Here is a 25,506-nt window from a genome sequence, read left to right as displayed (position 1 = left end):
ATAGTTTTATATTCGCTCTTGCCAACTAAAAAATAAATTACATTCTAATATTAAAATAATTTTAAAACTAAATGATACTAGCCTTCGATACCTATTACTTTGACGGAAAAGCAAAAACAGTTTGCATAGAATTTACAAAATGGAATCAAAGTGAAAATTTTAAGGTTCATACCGAAATCATCGGGAATGTAGAAGAGTATATTCCGGGCGAATTTTACAGAAGAGAATTGCCTTGTATCATAAGTTTGCTAAATCAATTTGATTTGAGGGCTATTGAATATATTGTTGTCGACGGATTTGTTTATCTGGATGATGAAAAGAAATATGGTTTAGGAGGTCATTTATATGAAAAGCTCAATAAAGAAATTCCGGTTATTGGCGTGGCCAAAACCAATTTTGCCTCGATCGAAAAATACAAAAAAACGTTATTTAGAGGTGACAGCAAAAAGCCATTGTTTGTAACTGCTATTGGTATTGATCTGGATGATGCTTTTGAGAAAGTAGAAAGTATGGCTGGAGAATTCAGAATGCCGACTTTGCTAAAAGAAATGGATCGATTGACGAAGGAATTGTAGTCATAGAACATCCGCAGAGAAACGAATTACTGGAGTTGTAATGCTATGAACGTATTTTCTAAAATTGAAAATAAGAATAACTGTGTTTTTCCGGATAATAAAAAATTAAAAAATTAAACGTTGCCCATTTAATATATATTGAGATTTTGATTTTTGGGATCTACTGTTTTTTTTTAAAGAATACTGGTTTAGAAGACTAATTATCAATGCTAATGATAAAAGTTTTTTAAATTTGTTATGCACAACTAAAAAACAACTGACATGAAAGATCAAAAAAATAAAGCAGATCATGCAACACCCAAAGTAACAGGAATTGGCGGTATTTTCTTTTTCACAGAGAATCCTCAGGAAACCAGAAATTGGTATGCTAAAAATTTAGGTTTTGATGTAAATGAATGGGGAGCTACTTTTGAATCCGGAAATGTCGATAAACCCGGGGAGATCAATTCCCTGCAATGGAGTCCTTTCAAAAAAGGAGATGACTACTTCTCCCCTTCCAAAAAAGATTTTATGATTAATTACCGCGTTCAGCATATTGAAGAACTTGTAAGCCAACTCAAAGAAAACGGCGTAACTGTGCTGGATGAAATAGTAACTTATGATTATGGCAAATTTATACACATTATGGATAGTGATGGCAATAAAATAGAACTTTGGGAGCCCATTTAATAATAGGAAAAAGAGTCTGCGCCATGGAAAATAAAGATTATGAACATTTGCTAAAAAATATAGGTTCTCCATTAGACTATTCGGAGGGCTTTTATTTAGTATATGTAGAAGTACCGGTAACAAATACTACAATTAGTACAATTATTTCAAACCACGCTAAAATAGTTACAGAACTTGATTTTGGGTATCTATGCGAAGCACACATGCAGGCTATTCCTGAAATCGTGCGGTCTTTATCGGTAGAAAATCATGCTGTTTATCAAATTATTAGATTGGTCAGGCTTAATAAAAGTTTTGGTAATACGATATAAATAAAGTAATTTTTAAAATATATAAAAAAAACCTGATTGGGAATAGTTAGTTTTTTTTTGTGTTGATACTGTCTTGTGCTTAAATGTATTAGCTCTAAGTAAATTGTTCCGAAAGATAGGTTTTTTAGTCTTTAAGCGGGCATTATATAGTGTTTTAGCTTCTTATAGTAAAATAAAAGCCCTATCTTGGAGAAATTAAAAATGCCGGATTAGCTTAAAAACGATTGGCAAAAATATTTATATATGAAACGATTACTTCAGTGGACCATCATCATTCCGGCACTTGCCTGGGTTCTTTTTTTTAGCGGATTAGTAGATAACAGCAGTTTCTTTCAGGTCATAGCCAGTATATTGCTTATTCTTAGTGTGATGTCAGCAGTGCATCATTCAGAAATTATAGCAGAACGAGTTGGAGAGCCTTATGGAACTATTATTTTAGCTATATCTATAACGGTTATCGAAGTTTCAATTATTGTGTCCCTAATGTTATCAGAAGGTTCTGAAGCGGCTTCTTTAGCGAGGGATACAGTTTATGCTGCTACGATGCTTATTCTAAATGGTATTATTGGTCTTTGTCTTTTAATTGGTGGTCTGAAACATTACGAACAGAATTTTTCTGTTTCTTCTGTAACCATAGGTTTAGTTTCATTAGTTTCTATTATTGTGTTTACCCTGGTCTTCCCTACTTTTACCGAAAGCGTTAAAGGATCTTATTATTCATTACCACAACTTGTTTTTGCTTCAATTGCGTGTATTGTTATTTATGCTTCTTTTCTATTTGCACAAACCAGCAGGTACAGACAATATTTCCTTACCGTTGGTGACGATGAAAATGAAGATGTAGTTGAGCCAATAGCAATCGATAATAAAACCTTCTATACAAGCCTTGTTTTTCTTATCATCAGTTTAGGTATAGTAGTATTATTGGCTAAAACGCTATCCCCTACCATAGAAAGTATTATTGTTAGTTATCATTTGCCAAAAACCTTAGTTGGAGTTGTTATTGCGGCAATAATTTTACTACCTGAGGCTATTGCGGCAATTATCGCAGCAAGAAAAAACAGACTTCAGACGAGTCTTAATTTGGCTTTAGGTTCTGCTTTGGCAAGTATCGGATTAACTATTCCCAGTGTTGCAGTAGTTTGTATTATGATGGACATGCCTATTATTCTCGGACTTGATATTAAATCTATTGTACTCTTGGCATTGTCTGTATTTACTGTAATGTTGTCCTTGAGTAAAGGAAAGTCCAATATTGTTTACGGAGTTGTACTTCTGGTAAATCTATTTGCTTTTGTATTCCTGATGATTTATCCTTAATCACTAAAGACCAAGTTGTCTAAAGTATTGGTAAAATAAATATATTTACATAACATTATTCTGAACAACTCAAGTACTAGACGATGGCAAAAACAAAAAATCAATTCGAAGACGTAATCAAAATGGCATACGCTGCTTTTAACGAAAGAAACATTGATAAAGCATTATCAACAATGCAAAAAGATGTACAATGGTCAAAAGCCTGGGAAGGTGGCTACATAAGCGGACACAATGAAATCAAGGAATATTGGACAAGACAATGGACTGAAATAGATCCTAAAGTGAAACCAATTGGCTTTGTTGAAAGAGATAACGGAAGTTTAGAAGTCAATGTGCATCAAAACGTAAAAGAGTTACAAGGCAATCTAATATTTGACGGAATGGTAAAACATATTTATACCTTTCAGGACGAATTAATCAAAACTATGGATATAGAATTGGTTGAGAATAATTAATTCAGGTTAAGAAGATCTTTTCAGAAGATAAATTCAATTATATTTACTTTATTCAGAGTAGGTTTCTATTCTGCCATTCTCTTAGTGGTGGCAGAATGTTAGTCGTACTATTGAGTGAGAAACATTTAAAAATCAAATTTAAAAATTATGACTAAAAAAATTACTCTACTTGCTTTATTTTTAACCACTACTCTTTCTTTTTCGCAAGCAACACTTGAACATTCTTATGCAATAAATCAAGATGAAGGAGGAGATCAAAGCTATTTTTTTAATACTGAAACAGCATCGTATCATTATACTTTTGATACCAGTAATGTTTTAAAAATTTATACCGAAACTCATTCAGTTTACAAGACAGTAAATTTACCGGTTGATACAGGTTATATTATAAATAATATGTACTTATTTACAGATAAATTATTCAATTCAGATAATTTAATAGAGTTTTTACTAGTTACCAGAAGTCCGACAGGAACTCACAAAATGACGCTTGTAAACGAAAACGGAGTAGTATTGCAACAATTTGGGGATAAACAAGATGCCTTAATCGTTAAAACATTATCTAACAATTATAAATTAATTACTCAAAAAGCATTTTATGAGTCAGATATTTATACTACAACAAAAGATGTTTATTCATTAACAGGAACACTATCTGTAAATCAAACCAACAAGTTATCTAAAGCTTCAGTTGCTTATCCTAATCCGGTGAAAGACATTTTAAGTATTACCAATCCTTCAGACAAAACAGAAAATTCAAGTTTAAAAGTATATGCTGTAAGTGGAAAATTAGTTTTACAAAAAAACATTTCTAATGACGCTCAAGATTTTATTAAATTAGATGTTTCGGGTTTACAGCCAGGCGTTTATATCTATAAAATTAATGAAGTTTCGAATAAGTTTATAAAAGAATAAAAATAGAAAGCATTTCGAGAGGTATTGTCCAGATACAAGTTATTAGATAAAGAAACCAGCAGTGAAAACATTTTTTGCTGCTGGTTTTTTTTATTTACGATTTCTTTGAAGGGTATTTAAGAGAATTCTATACAGAGAATTAGAGAAAATAAATTTTGACAAGTCTTACATTAAGTTGCCTGCATTAATTATGCTGAGTAAGGTTATTTCTTATATTTAGATAATAATAATTGTTAATTTATACTATAATTTATTTTAAATTAGGAGTATTATTATTGTTTAATTAAAAGTTAGTCAAAAAGAAGTACCAACAAGATTCAAAAACAAGAACCAATATGAAAAAAAGAACAATTCGTTTAACTTCCCTCCTCTTTATTTGTTTTGCATCGACAGCTACATTTGCGCAAGTAGCATCTCCTAAAATTGATGCTTTAATGGAAGATGCCTTGAAAAAATTTAAAGTAGCAGGTGCTTCAATTGCCGTTGTCAAAGACGGAAAAGTAATTCACATAAAAGGGTATGGCGTTGCTTCTATTGAAACAAAAAAGCCTGTAAATGAATATACTAATTTTCAAATTGCATCCAATAGCAAAGCATTTACAGCTGCCGCACTTTCGATTTTACAGGATGATGGTAAATTGAACTGGACTGATAAAGCAAAAGATTACATCCCTGAATTTAAAATGTATAACGATTATGTGACCGAGAATTTTAACATCCAGGATTTATTAACGCATCGAAGCGGACTTGGATTAGGAGTTGGAGATTTGATGTTTTTTCCTGATGGTTCAAATTTTACTATTAAAGATGTTGTGACGAGTTTTCAGTACTTTAAACCTGTTTCTGCATTTCGAACCAAATTTGATTATGACAATTTACTCTATGTAGTGGCCGGTGAAGTAATTGCAAGGGTAAGCGGGATGAGTTATGAGGCATTTGTACAAAAGCGGATTATAGAACCTTTGCAAATGAGCAATAGTTTTGCTGGCACCAGTTTGATCACCGACAAAAACAACTTTGCCATACCACATTCATAAGAATCAGGAACTATAAAAACTATTGAGGCTTTTAATGTTCAGATGAACAGTGCGGCTGGCGGAATATTTTCTAATGCAACAGACATGTCTAAATGGATGACATTGTTTTTGAATAAAGGTAAATATGGAACTGATTTGAAGGAAACATTGTTTTCTTCGGAGAATCACCGTGAAATGTGGCGTATACATACCGTTTTAGGAGCTAATCCAGATCCAAGATACAATGCGCATTTTAGTGGCTATGGCCTGGGATGGGGAGTTGCAGATGAGAAAGGAAACCTAAAAATATCTCACATCGGCGGTGTACCGGGAATGCTGTCTATTGTGACAATGTATCCGGATCTTAACCTGGGGATCGTAATTTTAACCAATACTGAAAGTGGTGGCATGGGACTTTTTTCAGCAGTTACCAATACGATTTCAGACAGTTATTTAGGCTTAGATGATTTTGGCTGGACAGACAAAATGGTTGAATGGATGAAAGAGGGTAAAAGTACAGGAGATGATGTAACTAAAAAAGTTTGGGAAAAAGTGAAATCTTCAAAAAATATAAAAGTCAAAAATGAAGATTTTACAGGTGTTTATGCAGACAATTGGTTTGGTGAAATTGAAGTCTTTGAAAAGGATAAGCAATTATGGTTCAAATCGTATCGTTCGCCAAAATTAACAGGTCCTTTGGCTTTTTATAATGCCAATACATTCGCAGTAAAATGGGAATATCAGGCAATGAATTGTGATGCTTTTGCTATGTTTTCACTCGATGAAACAGGCAAAGCACAATCTATTAAAATGAAAGGAATCTCTCCAAATATTGATTTCAGCTTTGATTTTCAGGATTTAGATTTAAAGAGGGTTCAAAAGTAAAAATATTTATACAAAAAAACTCTATTAGAAATAATAGAGTTTTTTTTGCGTTTAAAACTATTTAAGTTTTTTTATTTGTTATTACTGTTGAATAACAGATAAAAACAAATGTATATCGAGAAGTATCACTTCAATAAATCTTTATGTTTAGCTCCCCAGCTTTCTAATTGTCTCCATATCGGAATCAAATATACTTTGCTGTCTGAGCTTCTTTCCAATTTAACCCGAAGATCGTAATTATTATATAGTATAAACAATACCTCTAAAGTCATTTGATTTTGGAGGTTTTGTTTTTTTTGGTACTACATTTTAAAATTATTTCCGAATCTTTCTTTGCCGGATGCAAGGAAATTTAATAAGAAACAATCCGCAAAGCGTCTCCTGATTTCAATTTTCAAAAGTTACCTGATGATCGTAATAATATTTCTTATATTCGCTTAGGAAAATCTCAGTTTAGGGTTCAAATTCAATTTTTAATAATCGAATATTTTGCGCTTCTTTTGTCTTAAACCTGGATAATTCCTGCAAATAATAAGGTGCTGAAAAGTATAAATTTTTCAGGTTAGATTATAGAAATAAAAATCAAAAAAAAATGCATGTAATCTATTTGTTAATCAATTACATGCGACGAGTCTTTTTTATAAAACATTTAAGACCCGATTAAATAAAGTAGAAGTGATAAAAGAGGAAAATGAAGAAGGAAGCTGGGCTATTTGTCCTCAATGTCAGGGTCGCGGCAAAAAAAGCCGGGGGCTCAGCTTAAAAGCAAGACGTGACTATCAGACGGCATTAGATCAATTTGAAAAAACAAATGGCGAAGAAACGGCTCCGGTTCGTCCTAAAGCACATCTTTATACCTGTTTAAAATGTGACGGATCAGGATTGATTTATTCAGCCACCCCTCCTCTTCCGGATCAGGAAAACTATCCACACGTAGCGATCATTGGCGGCGGTATAGGCGGAGTTGCTTTGGCTGTGGCGTGTTTGCACCGCAAAATTCCTTTTACGCTTTATGAGCGTGACAGCCATTTCGAGGCCAGATCTCAGGGTTACGGACTTACTTTGCAGCAGGCGAGCAAAGCGATTGAAGGATTTGGAATTTTCTCCTTAAAAGAAAAAGTGATTTCAACACGGCATGTCGTTCATACTACAGAGGGAAAAGTGATTGGCGAATGGGGAATCAGGAAATGGATAGCATCAGATGCGAAAACATCTCTAAAACGCACCAATATGCACATCGCAAGACAATCTTTACGTTTAGCACTGCTGGATCAATTGGGCGGAAACGATAAGGTGCAATGGGGACATCAGTTAGTCGATTTTAAGGAATCTGACACCGAAGGAGTTGATTTGATATTTCAGGTAAATGGAGAAACGAAAAGTGCTAAAGCAGATCTTGTCGTTGGAGCTGATGGTATCCGTAGTTCAGTACGGAGGCTATTGATCGATGAATCTATTGCTCCTTTGCGATATCTTGGTTGTATCGTAATATTAGGCATTTGCCCTTTGAGCGCGCTCGAAGGGATTAATACTTCATTACTCGATTCAGCGACCGTATTTCAGACTGCTAATGGCAATGAGCGAATTTATATCATGCCTTATGCTGCAGATTCAGTAATGTGGCAACTTAGTTTTCCTATGTCAGAAAGTGAAGCTAAAGCCTTAAGTGCTCAGGGAGCTCAGGTGCTCAAAGAAGAAGCAATTCAGAGAACGCAATGGCATACTCCTGTTCCGGAGATTTTATCAGCAACCCTGGAGGCTCAGGTTTCTGGCTATCCTGTCTATGACCGGGAATTGCTTAAAAAAGAATTATTAGAAAAAGAAGGAAAAGCGACTCTGATTGGAGACGCTGCTCACCCAATGAGTCCTTTCAAAGGACAAGGCGCAAATCAGGCGCTGCTGGATGCACTTATGCTGGCCCGCGGCATCTTGGCAGGATGTCGGCCTTCGTCTCAATGGAGAAAAACCGGAATACGAAAAAGTGTCCTGACAGAGTTTGAATCTGAAATGTTAGAGCGAAGTGCTGTCAAAGTAAAAGGTTCTGCAGAGGCTGCACAATTCCTGCACTCTGAAATTGTGCTTTATGAGGGTGACGAGCCAAGAGGACGTTGTTTAAAAAGAGAAGATTAACTAAATAAATATTAAAATTATGAAAAATAGATTTTTTTTGATCGTATTATTATTCATTAGTATTCTACTATTTTCTTGTTCGTCAGATGATGATTTGAACTATCAAAATGATTTTGACACAAGCCAAAAAGCCTGGCTGAATTTTAAAGATACTTCGAATAATTCTTATAAATATGTTGTGCACGGAGGATCACTATTCACAAATTATCGATGGGAAACAACATTAACAATATCAGGTGGAAAAATAATACAACGAGATTTTAAATATACAGGTAAAACAGAAAATATTCCTGCGGATAAATTATCATGGACAGAAAATGAGAATGAAATAAATAGTCATGAATTCTCAGGCGCTGCAAGTCCCTTGACATTAGATGAAATTTATGATAAAGCTAAAACACAATGGCTGATTAAAAGGAAAAATGCAAAGACGTATTTTGAATCAGCAAACAATGGTTTACTATCTGTATGCGGGTACGTAGAAAATGGTTGTATGGATGATTGTTTTACGGGAATCACCATTAAAGATATTGTGGTTTTAGAGTAACAAATGCAAAATAACTAACAAAAATGGAGATATTAATAATAACCGGGCCGCCCTACTCAGGAAAAGGAACGCAATGCGATGTATTAAAAGAAATTCTTGGTTTTGAACATATTTCAACCGGAGACAAGTGCAGGGAAGAAAAGCAAAATGAAACCGAAATAGGGAAAATAATGTCTCAATACGAAGAAAAGGGAGATTTGGTACCTGATGCTATCATGAAGGACTTATTTAGTAAAATACTGGATGAAAATAAGGCAAAAGCAGGAATAATTTTAGATGGTTATCCGCGAACGATTGCTCAGGTTGATGATTTAATGGAGCTTGTTGATTCAAAAAATCTTAAAATTGGAAAAGTTTTAAATATTGATGTTCCAAAATCTGAATTGTTGATCAGGGCCCAAAAAAGAGCCCAAACATCTAATCGAAAAGACGACAAAGACCCTCAAATTCATATCAAACGTATTAACGTTTTTGAAGAATCTACCAGACCTGCAATTGAGTATATGAAATCAAAAATAAAAGTGCTTACTTTTGACGGTCTTGGCACGATTGACGAAATTACCGAAAGGATAAAAGCCAGTTTGTAGAAGGCTTAACTTTATATAATCTAACAAGTAAAACGAATGCTAATCATTTAATATCTCAGAGAATTTTAAACGAAAAATGTTCAAAAAAAAAACCAAATTTCTATAATAAACTAACCAATCCTACTGCTATGAAGAAAAATATTTATGAAGAATTAACAAATGAAAAATTAATAAAAAAGAGAGATTTATTTAAAGGGGTTTCAATTGGTTTTGGGGTTATTTTTGCCTTGGCCATTGTAATCATAATCTATCTCTTTACTGTAAAAGGTTTTAAAAACGTTTCTATCGCAACACTTATCCCTGTTTTTACATTGCCTATAACTTTTGTTCCTTTATTGATAAATTTAAATCTGCTGAATAAAGAAATTAAATCAAGAAATCTCTAAATCTTCTAAAAAATAATAATGGCACGAGATTAAAAAGAATCCGGAACTAAATGAAAATATTTCCTAAAAGTAAGTATTCAATCGAATTAAATAGTGACAGTATATCGGCTATTTCAGAATTAAAAAAACAGACTTTATCAAACGAAAAATTCGTTACAAACTGGAATGGTCAGGTGTTTATAGGTAAAATTAAAGAGAGTGAATTTGAAATAAAGTTATCTAAAAAGTTACTTGGTGAGATTTGCATTTTAAGCGGAAAATTGCAAAATAAAGAGGGAGCATTGGAAATCAGGACTGGCGGGATTTTTAAAATTATTTTTGTTGTAATGCTACTTTTTGGCCTTTCTGGAATAATCACGGCAATTATACAAAATAAGTTAGAAACGATGTTTCAACTTTTTATAACTATCCTTCTAATGAGATTTATTATTTTGGAATTAGGATTTCAATTTATTTCAAAGTGTACGCTAAAAAGTTTGACTGAAATAATCGGAATTAAAAAAATAGAGCACCTCAAATAATAGGATTTAGCAATGAGTTAAAATTTTACTTTTTAGAAAATATTCTATTGAGTAAGATATCAAAAAAAAAGCTGTTTCAATATTGAAACAGCTTCTTTTTTATCGAATTAGTTTAAGATTGGCACTATAAACATCGTCCTTTATAGAAGTTCTTAAATAAACGTCGTTCTCATCCTTTGTTTTAAATTCAAATTGAATTAAAGCGGCGTCAGAATAATAAAATAAGAAATCATCTTCTGCAAATTCCAGATTCGAAATAGGTTTGGTAGTTAATTTTGCTTCAAAAGCTATTTCGCCATTATTGATGTCTATCTGAAAAAGTTTTGCTTTACGGGTATATCCCCAGACATTATCACTTTCTTCGACTATGTATTCGATGTTATCATTGTTAAAATCGGTTTTCCAGATCTGAGTTCCTGTTTTTGAATCTACGGCATATATTGAAGAAACTTCCGGTCCTTGTGCTGCAAAATATACTTTTTTGTCTTTGCAAAAGATGCGCTCCTTAATAGTATGCTGATTTTCGTTTAATTTAAATTGCCATAAAACATCCGGTTTATTAGGGCTTAAGGCATAAACCACATCTTTTTCATTTGCTATAAATACATTTTCTCCATCTGTTACAGGTTTTCCTGAGATCGCTTCTTCAAAGTTTTTTTGATAAATAAGTTTACCTGTATTGGCTTCAAAACTATAGAAATTGGTTCCGCTTTGGGTAAAAACCTTGTTGTCAAAAAAGAGAACCGGAGTATGATTGTCTGAAGGCTCCAGCTTGTAATTCCAGACTAAACTACCGTCTTTTATATCAAGGGCATAAATGTTATTATTGGGGTTTTGAGTAGTGATATACAGTTTTCCATCACTTATGACCGGGACTTGATCTTTGATTATTATTTGATCTGTAATGTTGCCTAACCTTGATTTCCAAAAAATAGTACCCGTTTGATTGTCAATTGCAAAAATTTCACCGTTAATAAACGGAACATATATCACCCCGTCCTTTAGTGTGACCTGATTGGCGCACATTTCAATAGTAGCATCAGTGGCTTTTATAGTCCAGTTAAAGGCTTCGGATTCTAAATTAAACGACATGAGCGAGCCATCGTAATCATAAATTAAAATAGAATTTTTATCTAATGGAACTTTTGTAACAGGTTTTATGGCTTTATTAGTAACCATCTCATTAGGAGGTAAAGTTTTATTATTAGAATTAGCTTTGGCAGGGTTTGAAGTTACAGGTGCTTGCCCAAACATATTGATAATAGCAAATACAAATAAAAGCGTTATTAAGTTTTTTTTCATTTTAAAATTTGGGTTTTATATCTGATTTAATATTGGTTAAGATGTGGGGATTCAATATTTTTATTAAGCAAACTGACAATGCCAGTGTCAAATATAGTAAAAAAAATATTATAGATTTTTGAGGATATAAGCTGTATACGTTACGAATTAGAGCGTCGATTTCTGTAAAAGGTCGGATAATTTGAAATTGCTTTTTGAAACGAGTTTTTAATCCCGGCATTGAGTAATTGCTCACATTCAGATTTGCAAAATAAAGCAGGGATCGCAAAACAAGTAAAGTTTGTATCGGGTAAATATTTTGTATTTCAATTTTAGTATTTATCACAATAATTCTGTTTCTTTCTTTAAGTTTGGTTTGCATTTCAAACTTATTGCAAAAAGTATGTTTTAAAATATTCTGTCCAGTTACAAAAAATGATTTGTTCCTCAATACTATACAAAAAACCGTTCAATTGGCATTTTTTGGTAAATTTAGATTTATTCATTTTAAAAGGTAAGAATTAACCTCTTTTATTATGGTGGTTTTTGTTCCAAATTGATCTTTTTTACTACTTAAAAAAATAACCTGCAACGATTAATCTGTATTTATACAGGCAGGCTACAGGATGATTAATTTTGTTTTTATCTTATAGAAACAGATGAATTGTAGTAAAAATATTCCTTATATTCGCTTGATGAGTATTATTAAGTTATACTGCATTCTATAAAAAAATTACGATAACAATTATACGATATGAAGTTAAGCCTTATTTTTACAACACTTTTTATACTATTTTCCAATTTTCTTTTTGCACAAAATAATTTCTCTGACAGTCCACTAGATGCGGTTTTTGAAACAAAAGATTCAAAAAGTTTTTGGGAAGCATTTGACAAAATGGAAAAATCAAAACAAAATCCATTTATTGAATACATGCAAAAAGGTTCTCCAGGTATTAAAGGTTTTACTGAAAACAGAATAATCAATGCGGACTCTCTTTTTGCTGTTGTGAAGAAAAGAAAAATAGATTATGAACTTTCAAGGAATGTTTTAGATAGTATTTCTTTTAAAGAAAAGAGAGTAAGAGCAATTTATAGTGCGTTAAAATATTGGTATCCAAATGCAAAATTTCCTCCCGTTTATTTTGTTTACGGAAGATTTAATTCTGGGGGAACTTCCTCTTCTGAAGGTATTATCATTGGAACTGAAATGCTTAAAAATTTAGATGGAGTCTCAGGTTTAATAGCACACGAGCTCATTCATTATCAGCAAAATATAAAAGGTAAAGATATGCTGTTGAAATGGTGTTTGCTTGAAGGAGGTGCGGATTTTATAGGCGAACTTATTTCAGGAGAATCAATACATCAGTTTTCATATCAATACGGAGCGCAAAACCAGGATAAACTATGTCAGGAATTTGTAACGAGATTAAAAAAGGCTGATTATCAGGATTGGTTATATGGAACTTCTAAGAAAGATGACCGACCAAATGATTTAGGGTATTGGATGGGGTATAAAATAATAGAATCCTATTTCAACAAACAAAAAGACAAGCAAAAAGCAATTGCAGAAATACTAAATATAAAAGACCCAATGCAATTTTTAAAACAAAGTGGTTTCTTAGATGTATATATTGAAAAGCATCAAAAATCAAATAAAGAAAGTTATGATGATTTTTTTAAGTAATAAAAAATCATTAAAAAAGTTAGCGTGCTTTAATTTTGTAGAGCTCTAATGTGGCATTAATAGATAAAAAAAACTCCTTAATTCCTTAAGGAGTTTGGTGGGCGATGAGGGGTTCGAACCCCCGACCCCCTCGGTGTAAACGAGGTGCTCTGAACCAGCTGAGCTAATCGCCCTATTCTACTAGGTGGCTATCATTATGTGATTGCGAGTGCAAATATACAGCTAGATTTTGTATTTGCAAGCCTTTTTAGAAAAAAAAATGAAACATTTTTGTATCGTATTATTTGTCAGTCTTATATGAGAATTCAAGCTGCTTTTATACATTCTCAGTTAATCTTTATTGCTTTAAGCGTAATGTTTTTTAAACTATTTTTTAATTTTTTGTAGGTTTTCGTATTGATTCCATATAATCTTAGGCTGTAAATTTCAAAAGTGATCTAAAATAAAAACGCCAAAAATCCCATGACTTTAGAGCAAATAAAAAACCTCTAAAATCAAATGACTTTAGAGGTTGTCTTATTGGTGGGCGATGAGGGGTTCGAACCCCCGACCCCCTCGGTGTAAACGAGGTGCTCTGAACCAGCTGAGCTAATCGCCCTATTTTATTAGGTTGCTATCGTTCCTGATTGCGAGTGCAAACTTACTGCTAGATTTTGTATTTACAAGCCTTTTTTGAAAAAAAATGAAATAAATTTTCATTAATTATTTTAGTATACTCTTTTGCAGTTATTTAATGAAAAGATACTATTTAGATATTTCCGGATTGCATTAAGAAAATGGTATCAAAACAGCTAATTTTGAATATTACTTTGTATTCATTCACTATAATCATACATTTGTATACCTTAATTGTATATTCAAATGGCAAGATTCAAAGAAAATGATTTACCAAAATCAAAGATTACCGCTACTTCACTTAACAAAGCAACCATAATATTCAAATACGCAGGAAAACACCAATGGAAATTTTATGTTGGCTTGGTTTTTCTGTTACTTACAGGAGCCACAGCCCTCGCCTTTCCTAAATTAATGGGAATGCTGATCGATTGTGTTAAAAATAAAAACAGCGATCAGGCCAACCAGATTGCCTTAGGACTGGTTCTGATTTTATTCCTGCAATCCTTCTGTTCCTTTTTCAGATTGTCATTATTTGTCAATTTTACCGAAAATACACTGGCAAACCTGCGTTTGTCCTTATATACTAATTTGGTCAAACTGCCTATGACCTTCTTTTCCCAAAAAAGAGTTGGAGAACTAAACAGTCGTATCAGTGCAGATATTACTCAGATACAAGATACCTTAACCTCCACAATTGCGGAGTTTTTACGTCAATTTATACTTATTATTGGTGGTGTTATTTTATTGGCTACAGAAAGCTTTAAATTAACCTTATTAATGTTAGCCGTAGTTCCTTTAGTGGCTGTTGCTGCTGTAATCTTTGGCCGTTTTATTAGAAAATATTCTAAACAAGTGCAAGATCAGGTGGCAGAAAGCCAGGTAATTGTCGAAGAAACTATGCAGGGAATTAGTATTGTAAAAGCCTTTGCCAACGAATGGTACGAAGTTGCCCGTTATAAAGGAAAAATTAGCGAAGTTGTCAAGCTTGCTATCAAAGGCGGTAAATACCGTGGTTATTTTGCATCCTTTATCATTTTCTGTTTGTTTGGCGCTATCGTTGCTGTCGTTTGGTACGGAGTACGTTTAAGTATTGCCGGAGAAATGAGTGTTGGCCAATTGATTTCTTTTGTTTTGTATTCTACATTTGTAGGTGCTTCCTTTGGAGGAATTGCCGAGTTATATGCACAAATTCAAAAAGCAATTGGGGCCACAGAAAGGGTTTTTGAATTATTAGAAGAAACTCCGGAGAAAATAAGCGCGACACAAAATACAGTTCCGTTAGAAAAAATCAAAGGAAATGTTTCATTCAATAACGTAGCGTTTAGTTATCCTTCAAGAAAAGAAGTTCAGGTATTGAAAAATGTAAATTTTACAGCCGAATTTGGTCAAAAAATCGCTATTGTTGGTCCAAGTGGGGCTGGAAAATCAACGATATCTGCCCTTTTATTGCGTTTTTACGATATTACTTCAGGAGAAATTACGGTTGATGGAAAAAATATCTACGACTATGATTTAGAAAATCTTCGTGGCAATATGAGTATTGTTCCTCAGGATGTGATTTTATTTGGAGGAACCATCAAAGAAAATATTGCATACGGAAAACCCGATGCGACTGATGAAGAAATTATTCTGGCAGCCAAACAGGCAAATGCTTTTAACTTTGTTGAAGGTTTCCCGGAAAAATTCGAAACATTAGTAGGAGAACGAGGTGTAAAGTTGTCAGGCGGTCAGCGTCAGCGTATTGCCATTGCAAGAGCATTACTTAAAAACCCAAGTATTTTAATCTTAGATGAAGCAACATCATCTTTGGACAGTGAAAGTGAAAAATTAGTTCAGGAGGCGTTAGAAGTATTGATGGAAGGAAGAACAAGTATTATTATTGCTCACCGTCTTTCAACAATCAGAAATGCTGATAAAATTTTAGTTTTAGATAATGGTAAAATAACCGAAGAAGGAACCCATCAGGAATTAATCAATCTTGATAACGGTACTTATAAAAACTTAAGCAATCTTCAGTTTAGCAACTATTAATCAACTCAAAGCCTGTAATTAATTTTTAAATACAAATAAATGCCACATTTAAGACTCGTCCTGATTTTATTATTTATTATCCTAAATACGATTAGTGTTCTTGCACAAGAAAAACCTTTTAACGTTGTAAACATTACCCCTGACGGGACCAAATACATCAAGTTTGGAATGAATCTTCAGGTTTGGGGAAGGTATGCTGAACTGAATCCTAATAGTAAAATAGGGACAAATGAAGTTGACGAAACTTTTGATGTTGTCATCAGGCGTTTGCGTTTACAAGCAATGGGAATGCTTACGGATAATATTTTTTTTCACCTTCAGTTAGGTCAGAATAATATCAATTTCACACAAAATAACGGGCCGTCAAATGCACCGCTTTCTGTAATGGATGCTTTGGGAGAATATCATTTTAGTGATCAACTTCATATTGGTGGTGGTTTAACAAGCTGGGGGTCCGGAACAACACGTTATTCTTCAAACAGTTCTGCGACCCAACTGACTTTAGATACTCCAATGTACCAGCAAATCGCAAACATATCCTCTACTTTTGGTAATCGTAATTTAAGCATTTATGCCAAAGGATATCTTGGGGATTTAAGCTATAGAGTTGCAGTAACAAATCCGTACAGAAATACAAATACTAACATTGGTTTTAATGCTACTGTAAGCCCGGAAACGCCAAAAGCACAATTTGCAGGAATTGTGACCTATCATTTTTTAGAAAAAGAACAAAATCTGGAAGCTTATAACAGAGGAACTTATTTAGGAACTAAAAAAGTGTTTAATCTGGGATTAGGTTATATGACACAAGCCAATGCAATGTGGCGTTTAGATACCGATGGTTCAGGTTTGATTCATCATGATGACATGAAAGTGCTGGGATTAGATGTTTTCTATGATAGTCCAATTGGTGACAATGGTTCGGCAATTACTGCTTATGCAGCTTTTAATAATAACAATTACGGGAAGAATTACACACAATTTATCTCAATACCAAATCCTGCAATTGCTGATCCTGGTTTGTTAAATGGTTCCGGTACAGGTTTTATTGGTGTAGGAACAGGAAATATTTATTATGCCCAGGTGGGATATTTATTCAAAAATTCAGATAAGACATTAAAAAAAGGACGCTTTCAGCCTTATTTAGCAGCGCAAGTTGCCGATTTGGAGGCACTAGCTACTCCGATGGCGATGTATGAAATTGGAGCCAATTACTATACAACGGGAACTTTTGGCCCTAAATTCAGTTTAAATTACCAAAACAGAGCGGTATATGATAAAACAGCTTTAAATCCTAAATACACTCAGGCAGATCGTTTAGGAATGGTCGTTTTACAATGTCAGGTTTCGTTTTAAAAGTTTAAAAGCACAATAAAAAAAATCCAAATTCTAATCATAACAATTGGAATTTGGATTTTTTTATTGGATTTTAATTTATTTTCCTTTTCTACGCTTGCGCTCTGCTTTAATCATAGACAATTCGCGACTTGTTTGTCCTGCTACAGAAGTATTTTCTTCAGCGCGACGAATCAGGTACGGCATAACATCTTTTACAGGTCCAAATGGTAAATATTTAGCAACATTATAACCGTTTTCGGCAAGGTTGTAGCTAATATTATCACTCATTCCGTACAATTGCCCAAACCAGATTTTAGTATCGTTTTTGGCAATTTCTTTCTCCTGCATCATTTCCATCAACTTATAAGAACTCAGTTCGTTGTGGGTTCCTGCAAAAATTGACATAATATCTAAATGCTCTAACATATAATGTACAGCAGCATCATAATTAATATCTGTAGCTTCTTTAGAAACACAAATTGGCGAAACGTATCCTTTTTCTTCGGCTCTTTTGTTTTCTTTTTCCATATAGGCGCCACGAACCAATTTCATTCCAATAAAAAAGCCTTCTTTTTTGGCAATTTCATGTAGTTTTTTCAAATAATCCAAACGGTCCCAACGGTACATCTGCAAAGTATTAAAAACAATTGCTTTCTCCTTATTGTATTTGCGCATCATATCGGTAACCAAATCATCAGCAGCGTCCTGCATCCAGCTTTCTTCACCGTCAATTAGCAAAGCCACATCTTTTTTATGTGCTTCGCCGCAAACCTGATCAAAACGGGCTACTACCCTGTCCCACTCTGCTTGTTCTGCCGGAGTCAACGTTTGTTTTTCCCCTAATTTTTCATACAATTCAAAACGACCAAAACCAGTTGGTTTAAATACAGCAAACGGAATCGCTAAACGTTCCTTTGCAAATTCAATAGTTTTTAAAGTCATTTGTAAAGCAGCATCAAACTGCTCTTCTTCTTCTTTTCCTTCGACTGAATAATCTAACACAGATGAAACGCCTTTGGTAAACATTTTGTCTACTACTGTAATACAATCGTTTTCGTTTACACCACCACAAAAGTGGTCAAAAACAGTTGCACGAATTAATCCTTCTACCGGAAGATTTGCTTTTATCGCAAAATTGGTAACAGCGGTTCCTATCCTCACCAAGGGTTGGCTGTCAATCATTTTAAAAAGAAAATAAGCTCTATCAAGTTCTGTATCGCTTTTTAGCGAAAATGCAACCTGAGTGTTATCGAATATTTTTTCCATTAAGGTCAGTTTTTTGTGCAAATATAGATAGAGTTTTGAATATTATTTACTAAAATAGCACCTATTTTTCACTATCGTTAATAACAATATGTCAAATAGTATACTATTAAGTAAGAGTTTACTTCCGGTATAATATTTTATTTCCAAAAAATTAAAATAAAAGACCCAATTCTTAATTTAGAATCAATCGTTTTAAAACAAATTAGAGCAAAACTTTGAATATTATTTAGTTAAAAATGCCTTATTTTGCGGTTTCAATTAACAGAACAAATATGCAATCCATTCAAGCCAACAATTATCTCGTGCATTTTAATCAAAATGCATACGAAGCTTTAAATAAGCATTTAAAAGAAAATAAATACTCTAATTTATTTATTGTAGTTGATAATGAGACCAATGAGCATTGCTTGCCAAAATTTCTGCCTTTACTTGAAACTGATTTAACAATAGAAATTATTGAATTTGAAGCAGGTGAAATCAATAAAAACATCGAAACCTGTATCGAAATCTGGAAAGTATTAACAGAACTTGGTGCTGACAGAAAATCACTTGTAATTAATCTTGGTGGTGGAGTTGTAACTGATTTAGGAGGCTTCGTTGCCTCTACTTTCAAACGTGGAGTTGACTTTATTAATATCCCAACTACCCTGCTGTCTATGGTTGATGCTTCTGTTGGAGGAAAAACCGGTGTTGATTTAGGAAATCTTAAAAACCAAATAGGCGTTATTAACGTACCTCAAATGGTATTAATTGATACCGATTATCTTGAGACGTTACCACAAAGCGAAATGCGCTCCGGTTTGGCTGAAATGCTCAAACATGGTTTAATCTATGACGAAGTCTACTGGAAACAGTTTCTGGATTTGAAAGCAATTGATTTTGCTGATTTTGACGAATTGATTTATCGTTCTGTTGAAATTAAGAATGAAATTGTAATTCAGGATCCAACTGAAAAAAATATTCGTAAAGCTTTGAATTTTGGTCATACCTTAGGACATGCTATCGAAAGTTATTTTTTAGAGAGCGAAACTAAAAAAACATTGCTGCACGGTGAAGCGATTGCTATTGGAATGATATTGGAAAGTTACATCTCTTTGCACAAAAATCTGATCACGGCAGCAGAATATGCTGAAATCAAAACGGCAATAAAAAGCATTTACAACGATGTAAAAGTAGAAGAAAATGACATCGATCCCATCCTTGAATTGCTGATTCACGACAAAAAAAATGAATACGGTTTGATTCAATTTGCATTAATTGAAGGAATCGGAAAAATAAAAATTAATCAATCCGTTGAAAATAAATTGATTCTAGACGCGTTTCAGGATTATAAATCTTAAACTTTTTTTAATAAAAAGCTTTGCTTTAGGTATATATTATTTTTTACATTTGCCACGATGAAAACAAACAACAAACAAAGACAATTTAGTTCTTATAGAAACCGTCTCAATAGTTCCTTACTAAGGATATTGAACCGTTTTTATGCTAGTAAAAGTCCGTTTTGTTGTGATATTTTTAAATGCTCAAAAGCAGAACATGAAAAACTGCAAATTGTATTTGCGAATATTAGGGTTTGAATTTTAGATTTAGCACAGTTCACTAAATTAAAATTACAATCTTATAATATCGAAAACTATAATGAATACAAAATATTCCGATCTAATCAATCAAACGTACTATTTCCCACAAGAGGAGTTTAAATTAAACAAAGATAACTTACAATTTCACAATATCGATTTGATGAAATTGGTGGAGCAATATGGTACACCATTAAAATTTACTTATTTACCACAAATTTCTGAGAACATCAACAAGGCTAAGTCTTGGTTCAGAAAGTCAATGGAAAAGAATAAGTATGATGCAAAATACTACTATTGTTATTGCACAAAAAGCTCTCATTTTGAATATATTATGAATGAAGCTTTCAAGAATAACATTCACATCGAAACATCATCAGCTTTTGATGTTAATATCGTAGAGAATTTACTTGAAAATGGCAAGATCAACAAAAGTACTTACGTAATTTGCAATGGTTTCAAAAGAGACGAATACATTACCAACATTGCGCGATTAATCAATAGCGGGCACAAAAATACTATTCCGATTATTGATAATTACGAAGAATTAGACCTGCTTCAGGCTGAGATTAAAGGAAAATTCAAAATTGGAATCCGTATCGCAGCTGAAGAAGAACCAAAATTTGAGTTTTATACGTCAAGATTAGGTATTGGTTATAAAAACATAGTAGCTTTCTACAAAAAACAAATTCAGGAAAACGATAGATTAGAGCTTAAAATGCTTCACTTTTTTATCAATACCGGAATAAATGATACTTCCTATTATTGGAATGAGCTGGTAAAATGTATTAAAGTGTACATTGCCCTTAAAAAGGAATGCCCTACCCTTGATGGCCTGAACATTGGAGGCGGTTTTCCAATTAAAAACTCACTTGCCTTTGAATATGATTATCAATACATGATTGATGAAATTATCAATCAGATTAAAATAGCATGTGATGAAGCTGAAGTTGACGTTCCTAATATTTTTACAGAATTTGGATCATTTACTGTAGGCGAAAGCGGTGGTGCGATCTATCAGATTTTGTATCAAAAGCAACAAAATGACAGAGAAAAATGGAATATGATTGATTCATCATTCATCACTACTTTGCCGGATACTTGGGCTATAAACAAACGTTTTATTATGTTGGCGGTTAACCGTTGGAATGATACATACGAGCGGGTTTTATTAGGAGGTCTGACTTGTGATAGTGACGATTATTACAACTCAGAACAAAATATGAACGCAATTTATTTGCCTAAATACAACAAAGAAAAGCCATTGTATATTGGTTTCTTTAATACTGGTGCGTATCAGGAGACTATTGGAGGCTACGGAGGTTTACACCACTGTTTGATTCCACAACCTAAACATATTTTAATAGATCGTGACGAAAATGGCATTTTAGCTACTGAAGTTTTTTCAGAACAACAAACTTCTGACGACGTGTTAAAGATTTTAGGATATACTAAAAAAATATAAAAAAAAACCTGCAAATTTAAAAGTTACTATCTATAAAATTATTAATTTGCAGTACCATCCAAAAGGTTAAACTTTTAATTCAAAAAAAACAAAAACAAAAAAAAATGAAAGGACCAATCAGTCAGTTTATTGAAAAACATTATTTACACTTTAATTCTGCTTCATTAGTAGATGCTGCAAAAGCATACGAACAACAATTGGCAAATGGTGCTAAAATGATGGTAAGTATGGCTGGCGCTATGAGTACAGCAGAAATTGGTAAAATTTTTGCCGAAATAATTAGACAAGATAAAGTACAGATTATTTCATGTACTGGAGCCAATCTAGAAGAAGACATCATGAATTTGGTAGCACATTCTCACTACGAAAGAGTACCAAACTATCGTGATTTAACCCCGGAAGACGAATGGGCATTGCTTGAAAGAGGATTAAACCGTGTTACTGACACTTGTATCCCTGAGCACGAAGCATTTCGTCGTTTACAAAAACACATTTACAAAATCTGGAAAGATGCTGATGACAAAGGAGAACGTTATTTTCCTCATGAATTCATGTATAAAATGTTGTTGTCCGGTGTTTTAGAAGAATATTACGAAATTGATTTAAAAGATAGCTGGATGTATGCAGCTGCTGAGAAAAATTTACCTATTATTGTTCCGGGATGGGAAGATAGTACAATGGGAAATATCTTTGCTTCATACGTGATAAAAGGAGATTTAAAAGCTTCAACCATGAAGTCAGGAATCGAATATATGGTTTTCCTTTCAGACTGGTATCCAAAAAATAGTGCTAACGGAATTGGATTTTTCCAAATTGGTGGTGGTATTGCAGGAGATTTTCCTATTTGTGTGGTGCCGATGTTGTACCAGGATATGGAAATGCATGATATTCCGTTTTGGAGTTATTTCTGTCAGATTTCAGATTCAACAACGAGTTACGGATCGTATTCCGGAGCTGTTCCAAACGAGAAAATCACCTGGGGTAAATTAGATATTAAAACCCCTAAATTTATTATCGAGTCGGATGCTACAATTGTTGCACCATTAATTTTTGCTTACTTATTAGATTTATAGGATATTTATGAAAAGAGTTATAGTAGACTACGCTAAACTTACCAACGAAATTTTAAACCTTTTGGTAGAGAAATTTCCTGATGGTTATGATGATTCGGATGTTATCCGTTTTAGAAATGCTAAAAACGAATTGATCGAAGCTGTTGAAGTTCGTACTGAAGACACTATTTATTTAGTAAAAATTAGTACTAAGCTTGCTGACAGAATTGAGAATTATGATGAAGATGACGACATTGATCTTGATGTTGATACAATCGAACCAGTAAAAGGTCTTGATCTTGATGATGATAGTGATGATGACGAAGACGACGATGCGATAGATAAACCAGATACAGATGGCGGAGATGATGATGACGATGAGGATAGAGATCCGGATGATATCGCTGACGAAGATGATGAAGACGACGAAGATTAATCTGCGTTTTTCAAAATAAACTAAAGGAACTCTATTCGGGTTCCTTTTTTTATTAATTACAAGAAAATACTTTTTAAATATAAGAAAAATATTATATTTAATACTTTTTATTATATTTAACGATCCATAAATATCAGCTCAATGACTTCAGAAATTTTACACGCCAAATTAAAAGAAAATTTCGGGTTTGAAAAATTCAGACCCAATCAGGAAACTATAATCAATACGATTCTTTCCGGTCAGGATACTCTGGCTATTATGCCAACAGGTGGAGGAAAATCAATTTGTTTTCAGTTACCGGCTTTGGTCTTGCCGGGAATTACTATTGTTATTTCTCCTCTAATCGCCTTGATGAAAGATCAGGTAGACAGTTTAAAAACGAACGGAATTAACGCCTGTTATATCAATAGTAGTCAATCCGGCGAAGAACAACAGTTTTATATTGATAATTTAAAATCGAATAAATTTAAATTAGTCTACATAGCGCCTGAAAGTTTATCTTATCTGGATGTTGTATTTAATGAACTGACTGTTAGTTTAATTGCGATAGATGAAGCCCATTGTATTTCGTCATGGGGACATGATTTTCGTCCGGCTTATACTAATTTAGGATATCTAAAGAGTCGCTTCCCTTCTACTCCGGTGCTGGCCTTGACAGCGACAGCAGATAAAGCGACCCGTACCGATATTACAAAACAACTAAACCTAAGAAACCCGAAAACTTTTGTGGCTTCTTTTGACAGAATAAATTTAAGCTTAGAAGTTCGTCCGGCGTTAGACAGGGTAAAACAAATCATTGATTTTGTAGAAAACAAACCCAATGAATCCGGGATTATTTATTGTTTAAGCCGAAAAACAACGGAAGAACTTGCTTTGAAACTGCAAAAAAACGGAGTTAAAGCCAAAGCATATCATGCCGGTTTAGAAAATAAACTTCGTGCTAAAACACAAGACGAATTTATAAATGACGATTGTCAGGTGGTTTGTGCTACAATTGCTTTCGGAATGGGGATTGACAAATCGAATGTTCGTTGGGTTATTCATTATAATTTACCAAAAAATATTGAAGGTTATTATCAGGAGATTGGTCGTGCCGGTCGTGATGGATTACCTGCGGAAACCGTTTTGTTCGAAAGTTACGCGGATGTTATTCAGCTTCAGAAATTTGCTTCAGAGGGATTGAACTCAGATGTTCAGTTGGCAAAACTGGAAAGAATGAAACAATATGCAGATGCTTTAAGTTGCAGGCGAAAAATTCTTCTCTCCTATTTTGGAGAACTGGTAAAAGAGAATTGCGGTAACTGCGATATTTGCAAAAATCCTCCAACATTTTTTGATGGTACGATTCTCGCGCAAAAAGCATTGTCGGCCATTAGTCGTTTGCAAGAATCTGAGCCTTTGGCAGTGATTGTAGATTTTTTGCGTGGCTCAAAAAACGCGTATATCTACGAAAAAAATTATCAAAGCTTAAAAACGTACGGAATTGGCGCTGACATTTCCTGGTACGATTGGAATCAATACTTAATTCAGTTAATCAATTTAGGATATTGCGAAATTGCCTTTCATCAGCATAATAAAATATTACTGACTTCTTTTGCAAGGAAAGTTTTATTCGAAGGAGAAAAAGTAAAATTGAATACCGTTGTTAAAAAAGTAATTGATAAAAACGAAATCAAAGAAACAAAAACTAAAGCAGCTAAAAGTTCTCTTTTTGAAATCCTTCGTAAATTGCGTTATGAAATTGCGCAGGACGAAGAAGTTCCTGCTTATGTCATTTTTAGTGATGCTGCTTTAAGACAAATGGAAACTTTACGCCCTATGAGTGATGAAGAATTTTTATCTATTGATGGTGTTGGTAAAGTAAAACTTGAAAAATACGGTTCAGAATTTATAGATGCTATTGTGTATTATGAAAACGCTAAAAAAACAAAAGCAAAAGCTAAGAAAGAAGGCAACACTTATAAAACAACTTTAGAATTATTTCAAAGTGGTGTTTCAGTAGAAGAAATTGCCCAACAAAGAAAATTGGGACATACCACCATTATTTCGCATTTAGCCAAATTATATGTCGACGGAAATGATATTGACCTGACTCCGTTTGTTTCCGACAAAGAAGTTATGCTTTTGCACAAAGCGCAGATTGACCTGGAATATCCGACAGCTTTGAAACCCTATTACGATCATTTTGAAGAAAAATTATCTTATGATAAAATTAGGCTAGGTCTTGCTATTGTTGAGCGGAATAAATAATTTTTTTTTGGATTTATCCTCATTTATGTCATTTCGGTGTAAGGAGGAATTGCAGGGGAAAATCCATAAGAAATGTCGTTAATTTTTGTCAATTAACTTGTGCGATTTCTTCCTTCGGTCGAAATGATACAAAACTAACATAAACCTAAAAACAAAAAATCCTGTGAAAAATATTCATCACAGGATTTTTT

General features: G+C 33.4%; 22 protein-coding genes, 2 tRNA genes and 1 pseudogene. 21 read left to right on the top strand and 4 right to left on the bottom strand.

Annotated elements, in window-relative coordinates; genetic code table 11:
• The first annotated feature begins 71 nt into the window (after positions 1-71).
• From ACQY44_RS25140 to ACQY44_RS25080, 13 genes and pseudogenes are all read left to right on the top strand, one after another.
• Positions 72-575, top strand: a complete 504-nt coding sequence (locus ACQY44_RS25140) for an endonuclease V (protein ID WP_428233014.1) — start codon at positions 72-74, stop codon at positions 573-575.
• 261 nt (positions 576-836) lie between these two features.
• A complete protein-coding gene (locus tag ACQY44_RS25135; RefSeq protein WP_428233013.1) occupies positions 837-1,244 on the top strand; it encodes a VOC family protein in 408 nt (135 codons plus the stop codon).
• The gene (locus ACQY44_RS25130) at positions 1,229-1,555 is read left to right on the top strand and encodes a hypothetical protein (protein WP_428233188.1); all 327 of its coding nucleotides are present in this window, start codon (positions 1,229-1,231) and stop codon (positions 1,553-1,555) included. The genes ACQY44_RS25135 and ACQY44_RS25130 overlap by 16 nt, the downstream gene beginning before the upstream one ends.
• 243 nt (positions 1,556-1,798) lie before the next feature.
• Positions 1,799-2,875, top strand: coding sequence for a calcium:proton antiporter (locus ACQY44_RS25125; RefSeq protein WP_428233012.1), 1,077 nt, complete (start codon positions 1,799-1,801; stop codon positions 2,873-2,875).
• An 83-nt stretch (positions 2,876-2,958) separates the two neighbouring features.
• Positions 2,959-3,330, top strand: coding sequence for a nuclear transport factor 2 family protein (locus ACQY44_RS25120; protein WP_428233011.1), 372 nt, complete (start codon positions 2,959-2,961; stop codon positions 3,328-3,330).
• Positions 3,331-3,477: 147 nt separating this feature from the next.
• Positions 3,478-4,245 (top strand): T9SS type A sorting domain-containing protein, encoded by a 768-nt coding sequence (locus ACQY44_RS25115; RefSeq protein ID WP_428233010.1) that lies wholly within the window; start codon positions 3,478-3,480, stop codon positions 4,243-4,245.
• 335 nt (positions 4,246-4,580) lie between these two features.
• A pseudogene (locus ACQY44_RS25110) lies at positions 4,581-5,654 on the top strand (serine hydrolase domain-containing protein); the annotation flags it as partial.
• A 15-nt stretch (positions 5,655-5,669) separates the two neighbouring features.
• A complete protein-coding gene (locus ACQY44_RS25105) occupies positions 5,670-6,146 on the top strand; it encodes a DUF3471 domain-containing protein (protein WP_428233185.1) in 477 nt (158 codons plus the stop codon).
• 675 nt (positions 6,147-6,821) lie between these two features.
• Positions 6,822-8,276, top strand: a complete 1,455-nt coding sequence (locus ACQY44_RS25100) for an FAD-dependent oxidoreductase (protein WP_428233009.1) — start codon at positions 6,822-6,824, stop codon at positions 8,274-8,276.
• A gap of 19 nt (positions 8,277-8,295) precedes the next feature.
• On the top strand, positions 8,296-8,823 hold the full coding sequence (locus ACQY44_RS25095; protein ID WP_428233008.1) for a hypothetical protein: 528 nt from the start codon (positions 8,296-8,298) through the stop codon (positions 8,821-8,823).
• Positions 8,824-8,846: 23 nt separating this feature from the next.
• Entirely contained in the window at positions 8,847-9,410 is a 564-nt protein-coding gene (locus tag ACQY44_RS25090) for an adenylate kinase family protein (RefSeq protein ID WP_428233007.1), read from the top strand.
• A 128-nt stretch (positions 9,411-9,538) separates the two neighbouring features.
• Positions 9,539-9,796, top strand: a complete 258-nt coding sequence (locus tag ACQY44_RS25085) for a hypothetical protein (protein WP_428233006.1) — start codon at positions 9,539-9,541, stop codon at positions 9,794-9,796.
• 50 nt (positions 9,797-9,846) lie between these two features.
• The gene (locus tag ACQY44_RS25080) at positions 9,847-10,317 is read left to right on the top strand and encodes a hypothetical protein (protein ID WP_428233005.1); all 471 of its coding nucleotides are present in this window, start codon (positions 9,847-9,849) and stop codon (positions 10,315-10,317) included.
• A 99-nt stretch (positions 10,318-10,416) separates the two neighbouring features.
• Here the strand turns inward: ACQY44_RS25080 and ACQY44_RS25075 are convergent, their stop codons facing one another.
• Complete coding sequence (locus ACQY44_RS25075) at positions 10,417-11,619, bottom strand: PQQ-binding-like beta-propeller repeat protein (RefSeq protein WP_428233004.1); 1,203 nt, start codon at positions 11,617-11,619, stop codon at positions 10,417-10,419.
• Between the two features lie 733 nt (positions 11,620-12,352).
• On the opposite strand from ACQY44_RS25075, the gene ACQY44_RS25070 reads away from it, so the two are divergent.
• Positions 12,353-13,282: a DUF2268 domain-containing putative Zn-dependent protease gene (locus ACQY44_RS25070; RefSeq protein ID WP_428233003.1), complete on the top strand. Its 930-nt coding sequence runs from the start codon at positions 12,353-12,355 to the stop codon at positions 13,280-13,282.
• Between the two features lie 95 nt (positions 13,283-13,377).
• Here the strand turns inward: ACQY44_RS25070 and ACQY44_RS25065 are convergent.
• Together ACQY44_RS25065 and ACQY44_RS25060 are read right to left on the bottom strand one after the other, a co-directional pair.
• Positions 13,378-13,455 (bottom strand) — tRNA-Val (locus tag ACQY44_RS25065).
• A 347-nt stretch (positions 13,456-13,802) separates the two neighbouring features.
• A tRNA-Val gene (locus ACQY44_RS25060) sits at positions 13,803-13,880 on the bottom strand.
• A gap of 263 nt (positions 13,881-14,143) precedes the next feature.
• On the opposite strand from ACQY44_RS25060, the gene ACQY44_RS25055 reads away from it, so the two are divergent.
• The gene (locus ACQY44_RS25055) at positions 14,144-15,931 is read left to right on the top strand and encodes an ABC transporter ATP-binding protein (RefSeq protein ID WP_428233002.1); all 1,788 of its coding nucleotides are present in this window, start codon (positions 14,144-14,146) and stop codon (positions 15,929-15,931) included.
• 39 nt (positions 15,932-15,970) lie between these two features.
• On the top strand, positions 15,971-17,287 hold the full coding sequence (locus tag ACQY44_RS25050; RefSeq protein ID WP_428233001.1) for a hypothetical protein: 1,317 nt from the start codon (positions 15,971-15,973) through the stop codon (positions 17,285-17,287).
• Between the two features lie 78 nt (positions 17,288-17,365).
• Here ACQY44_RS25050 and ACQY44_RS25045 read toward each other — a convergent pair whose 3' ends face one another.
• Positions 17,366-18,535, bottom strand: a complete 1,170-nt coding sequence (locus ACQY44_RS25045; RefSeq protein ID WP_428233000.1) for a proline dehydrogenase family protein — start codon at positions 18,533-18,535, stop codon at positions 17,366-17,368.
• A gap of 272 nt (positions 18,536-18,807) precedes the next feature.
• On the opposite strand from ACQY44_RS25045, the gene aroB reads away from it, so the two are divergent.
• From aroB to recQ, 5 genes are all read left to right on the top strand, one after another.
• Positions 18,808-19,875, top strand: a complete 1,068-nt coding sequence (gene aroB, locus ACQY44_RS25040; RefSeq protein ID WP_428232999.1) for a 3-dehydroquinate synthase — start codon at positions 18,808-18,810, stop codon at positions 19,873-19,875.
• A gap of 298 nt (positions 19,876-20,173) precedes the next feature.
• Positions 20,174-21,577: an arginine decarboxylase gene (locus tag ACQY44_RS25035; RefSeq protein WP_428232998.1), complete on the top strand. Its 1,404-nt coding sequence runs from the start codon at positions 20,174-20,176 to the stop codon at positions 21,575-21,577.
• A 104-nt stretch (positions 21,578-21,681) separates the two neighbouring features.
• Positions 21,682-22,650, top strand: a complete 969-nt coding sequence (locus ACQY44_RS25030) for a deoxyhypusine synthase family protein (protein WP_056253513.1) — start codon at positions 21,682-21,684, stop codon at positions 22,648-22,650.
• 7 nt (positions 22,651-22,657) lie between these two features.
• Positions 22,658-23,065, top strand: coding sequence for a DNA primase (locus ACQY44_RS25025; protein ID WP_428232997.1), 408 nt, complete (start codon positions 22,658-22,660; stop codon positions 23,063-23,065).
• Between the two features lie 141 nt (positions 23,066-23,206).
• Positions 23,207-25,315, top strand: a complete 2,109-nt coding sequence (recQ, locus tag ACQY44_RS25020; protein ID WP_428232996.1) for a DNA helicase RecQ — start codon at positions 23,207-23,209, stop codon at positions 25,313-25,315.
• Positions 25,316-25,506 lie beyond the last annotated feature (191 nt).

The sequence above is a fragment of the Flavobacterium sp. genome, from assembly GCF_965277525.1.
GTDB lineage: Bacteria > Bacteroidota > Bacteroidia > Flavobacteriales > Flavobacteriaceae > Flavobacterium.
The sequence above is the reverse complement of the archived record's forward strand: the minus strand, read 5'-3'. Positions and strand labels throughout refer to the sequence as shown.

What these genes read in the sequence shown, in the direction of transcription:
- ACQY44_RS25105 (WP_428233185.1), top strand. Translation starts at nt 5,670, where the DNA reads ATGGGACTTTTTTCAGCAGTTACCAATACGATTTCAGACAGTTATTTA.
- ACQY44_RS25030 (WP_056253513.1), top strand. Translation starts at nt 21,682, where the DNA reads ATGAAAGGACCAATCAGTCAGTTTATTGAAAAACATTATTTACACTTT.
- ACQY44_RS25055 (WP_428233002.1), top strand. Translation starts at nt 14,144, where the DNA reads ATGGCAAGATTCAAAGAAAATGATTTACCAAAATCAAAGATTACCGCT.
- aroB (WP_428232999.1), top strand. Translation starts at nt 18,808, where the DNA reads ATGCAATCCATTCAAGCCAACAATTATCTCGTGCATTTTAATCAAAAT.
- ACQY44_RS25075 (WP_428233004.1), bottom strand. Translation starts at nt 11,619, where the DNA reads ATGAAAAAAAACTTAATAACGCTTTTATTTGTATTTGCTATTATCAAT.
- ACQY44_RS25140 (WP_428233014.1), top strand. Translation starts at nt 72, where the DNA reads ATGATACTAGCCTTCGATACCTATTACTTTGACGGAAAAGCAAAAACA.
- ACQY44_RS25035 (WP_428232998.1), top strand. Translation starts at nt 20,174, where the DNA reads ATGAATACAAAATATTCCGATCTAATCAATCAAACGTACTATTTCCCA.
- ACQY44_RS25085 (WP_428233006.1), top strand. Translation starts at nt 9,539, where the DNA reads ATGAAGAAAAATATTTATGAAGAATTAACAAATGAAAAATTAATAAAA.
- ACQY44_RS25070 (WP_428233003.1), top strand. Translation starts at nt 12,353, where the DNA reads ATGAAGTTAAGCCTTATTTTTACAACACTTTTTATACTATTTTCCAAT.
- ACQY44_RS25050 (WP_428233001.1), top strand. Translation starts at nt 15,971, where the DNA reads ATGCCACATTTAAGACTCGTCCTGATTTTATTATTTATTATCCTAAAT.
- ACQY44_RS25120 (WP_428233011.1), top strand. Translation starts at nt 2,959, where the DNA reads ATGGCAAAAACAAAAAATCAATTCGAAGACGTAATCAAAATGGCATAC.
- ACQY44_RS25115 (WP_428233010.1), top strand. Translation starts at nt 3,478, where the DNA reads ATGACTAAAAAAATTACTCTACTTGCTTTATTTTTAACCACTACTCTT.
- ACQY44_RS25090 (WP_428233007.1), top strand. Translation starts at nt 8,847, where the DNA reads ATGGAGATATTAATAATAACCGGGCCGCCCTACTCAGGAAAAGGAACG.
- ACQY44_RS25045 (WP_428233000.1), bottom strand. Translation starts at nt 18,535, where the DNA reads ATGGAAAAAATATTCGATAACACTCAGGTTGCATTTTCGCTAAAAAGC.
- recQ (WP_428232996.1), top strand. Translation starts at nt 23,207, where the DNA reads ATGACTTCAGAAATTTTACACGCCAAATTAAAAGAAAATTTCGGGTTT.
- ACQY44_RS25025 (WP_428232997.1), top strand. Translation starts at nt 22,658, where the DNA reads ATGAAAAGAGTTATAGTAGACTACGCTAAACTTACCAACGAAATTTTA.
- ACQY44_RS25080 (WP_428233005.1), top strand. Translation starts at nt 9,847, where the DNA reads ATGAAAATATTTCCTAAAAGTAAGTATTCAATCGAATTAAATAGTGAC.
- ACQY44_RS25125 (WP_428233012.1), top strand. Translation starts at nt 1,799, where the DNA reads ATGAAACGATTACTTCAGTGGACCATCATCATTCCGGCACTTGCCTGG.
- ACQY44_RS25095 (WP_428233008.1), top strand. Translation starts at nt 8,296, where the DNA reads ATGAAAAATAGATTTTTTTTGATCGTATTATTATTCATTAGTATTCTA.
- ACQY44_RS25135 (WP_428233013.1), top strand. Translation starts at nt 837, where the DNA reads ATGAAAGATCAAAAAAATAAAGCAGATCATGCAACACCCAAAGTAACA.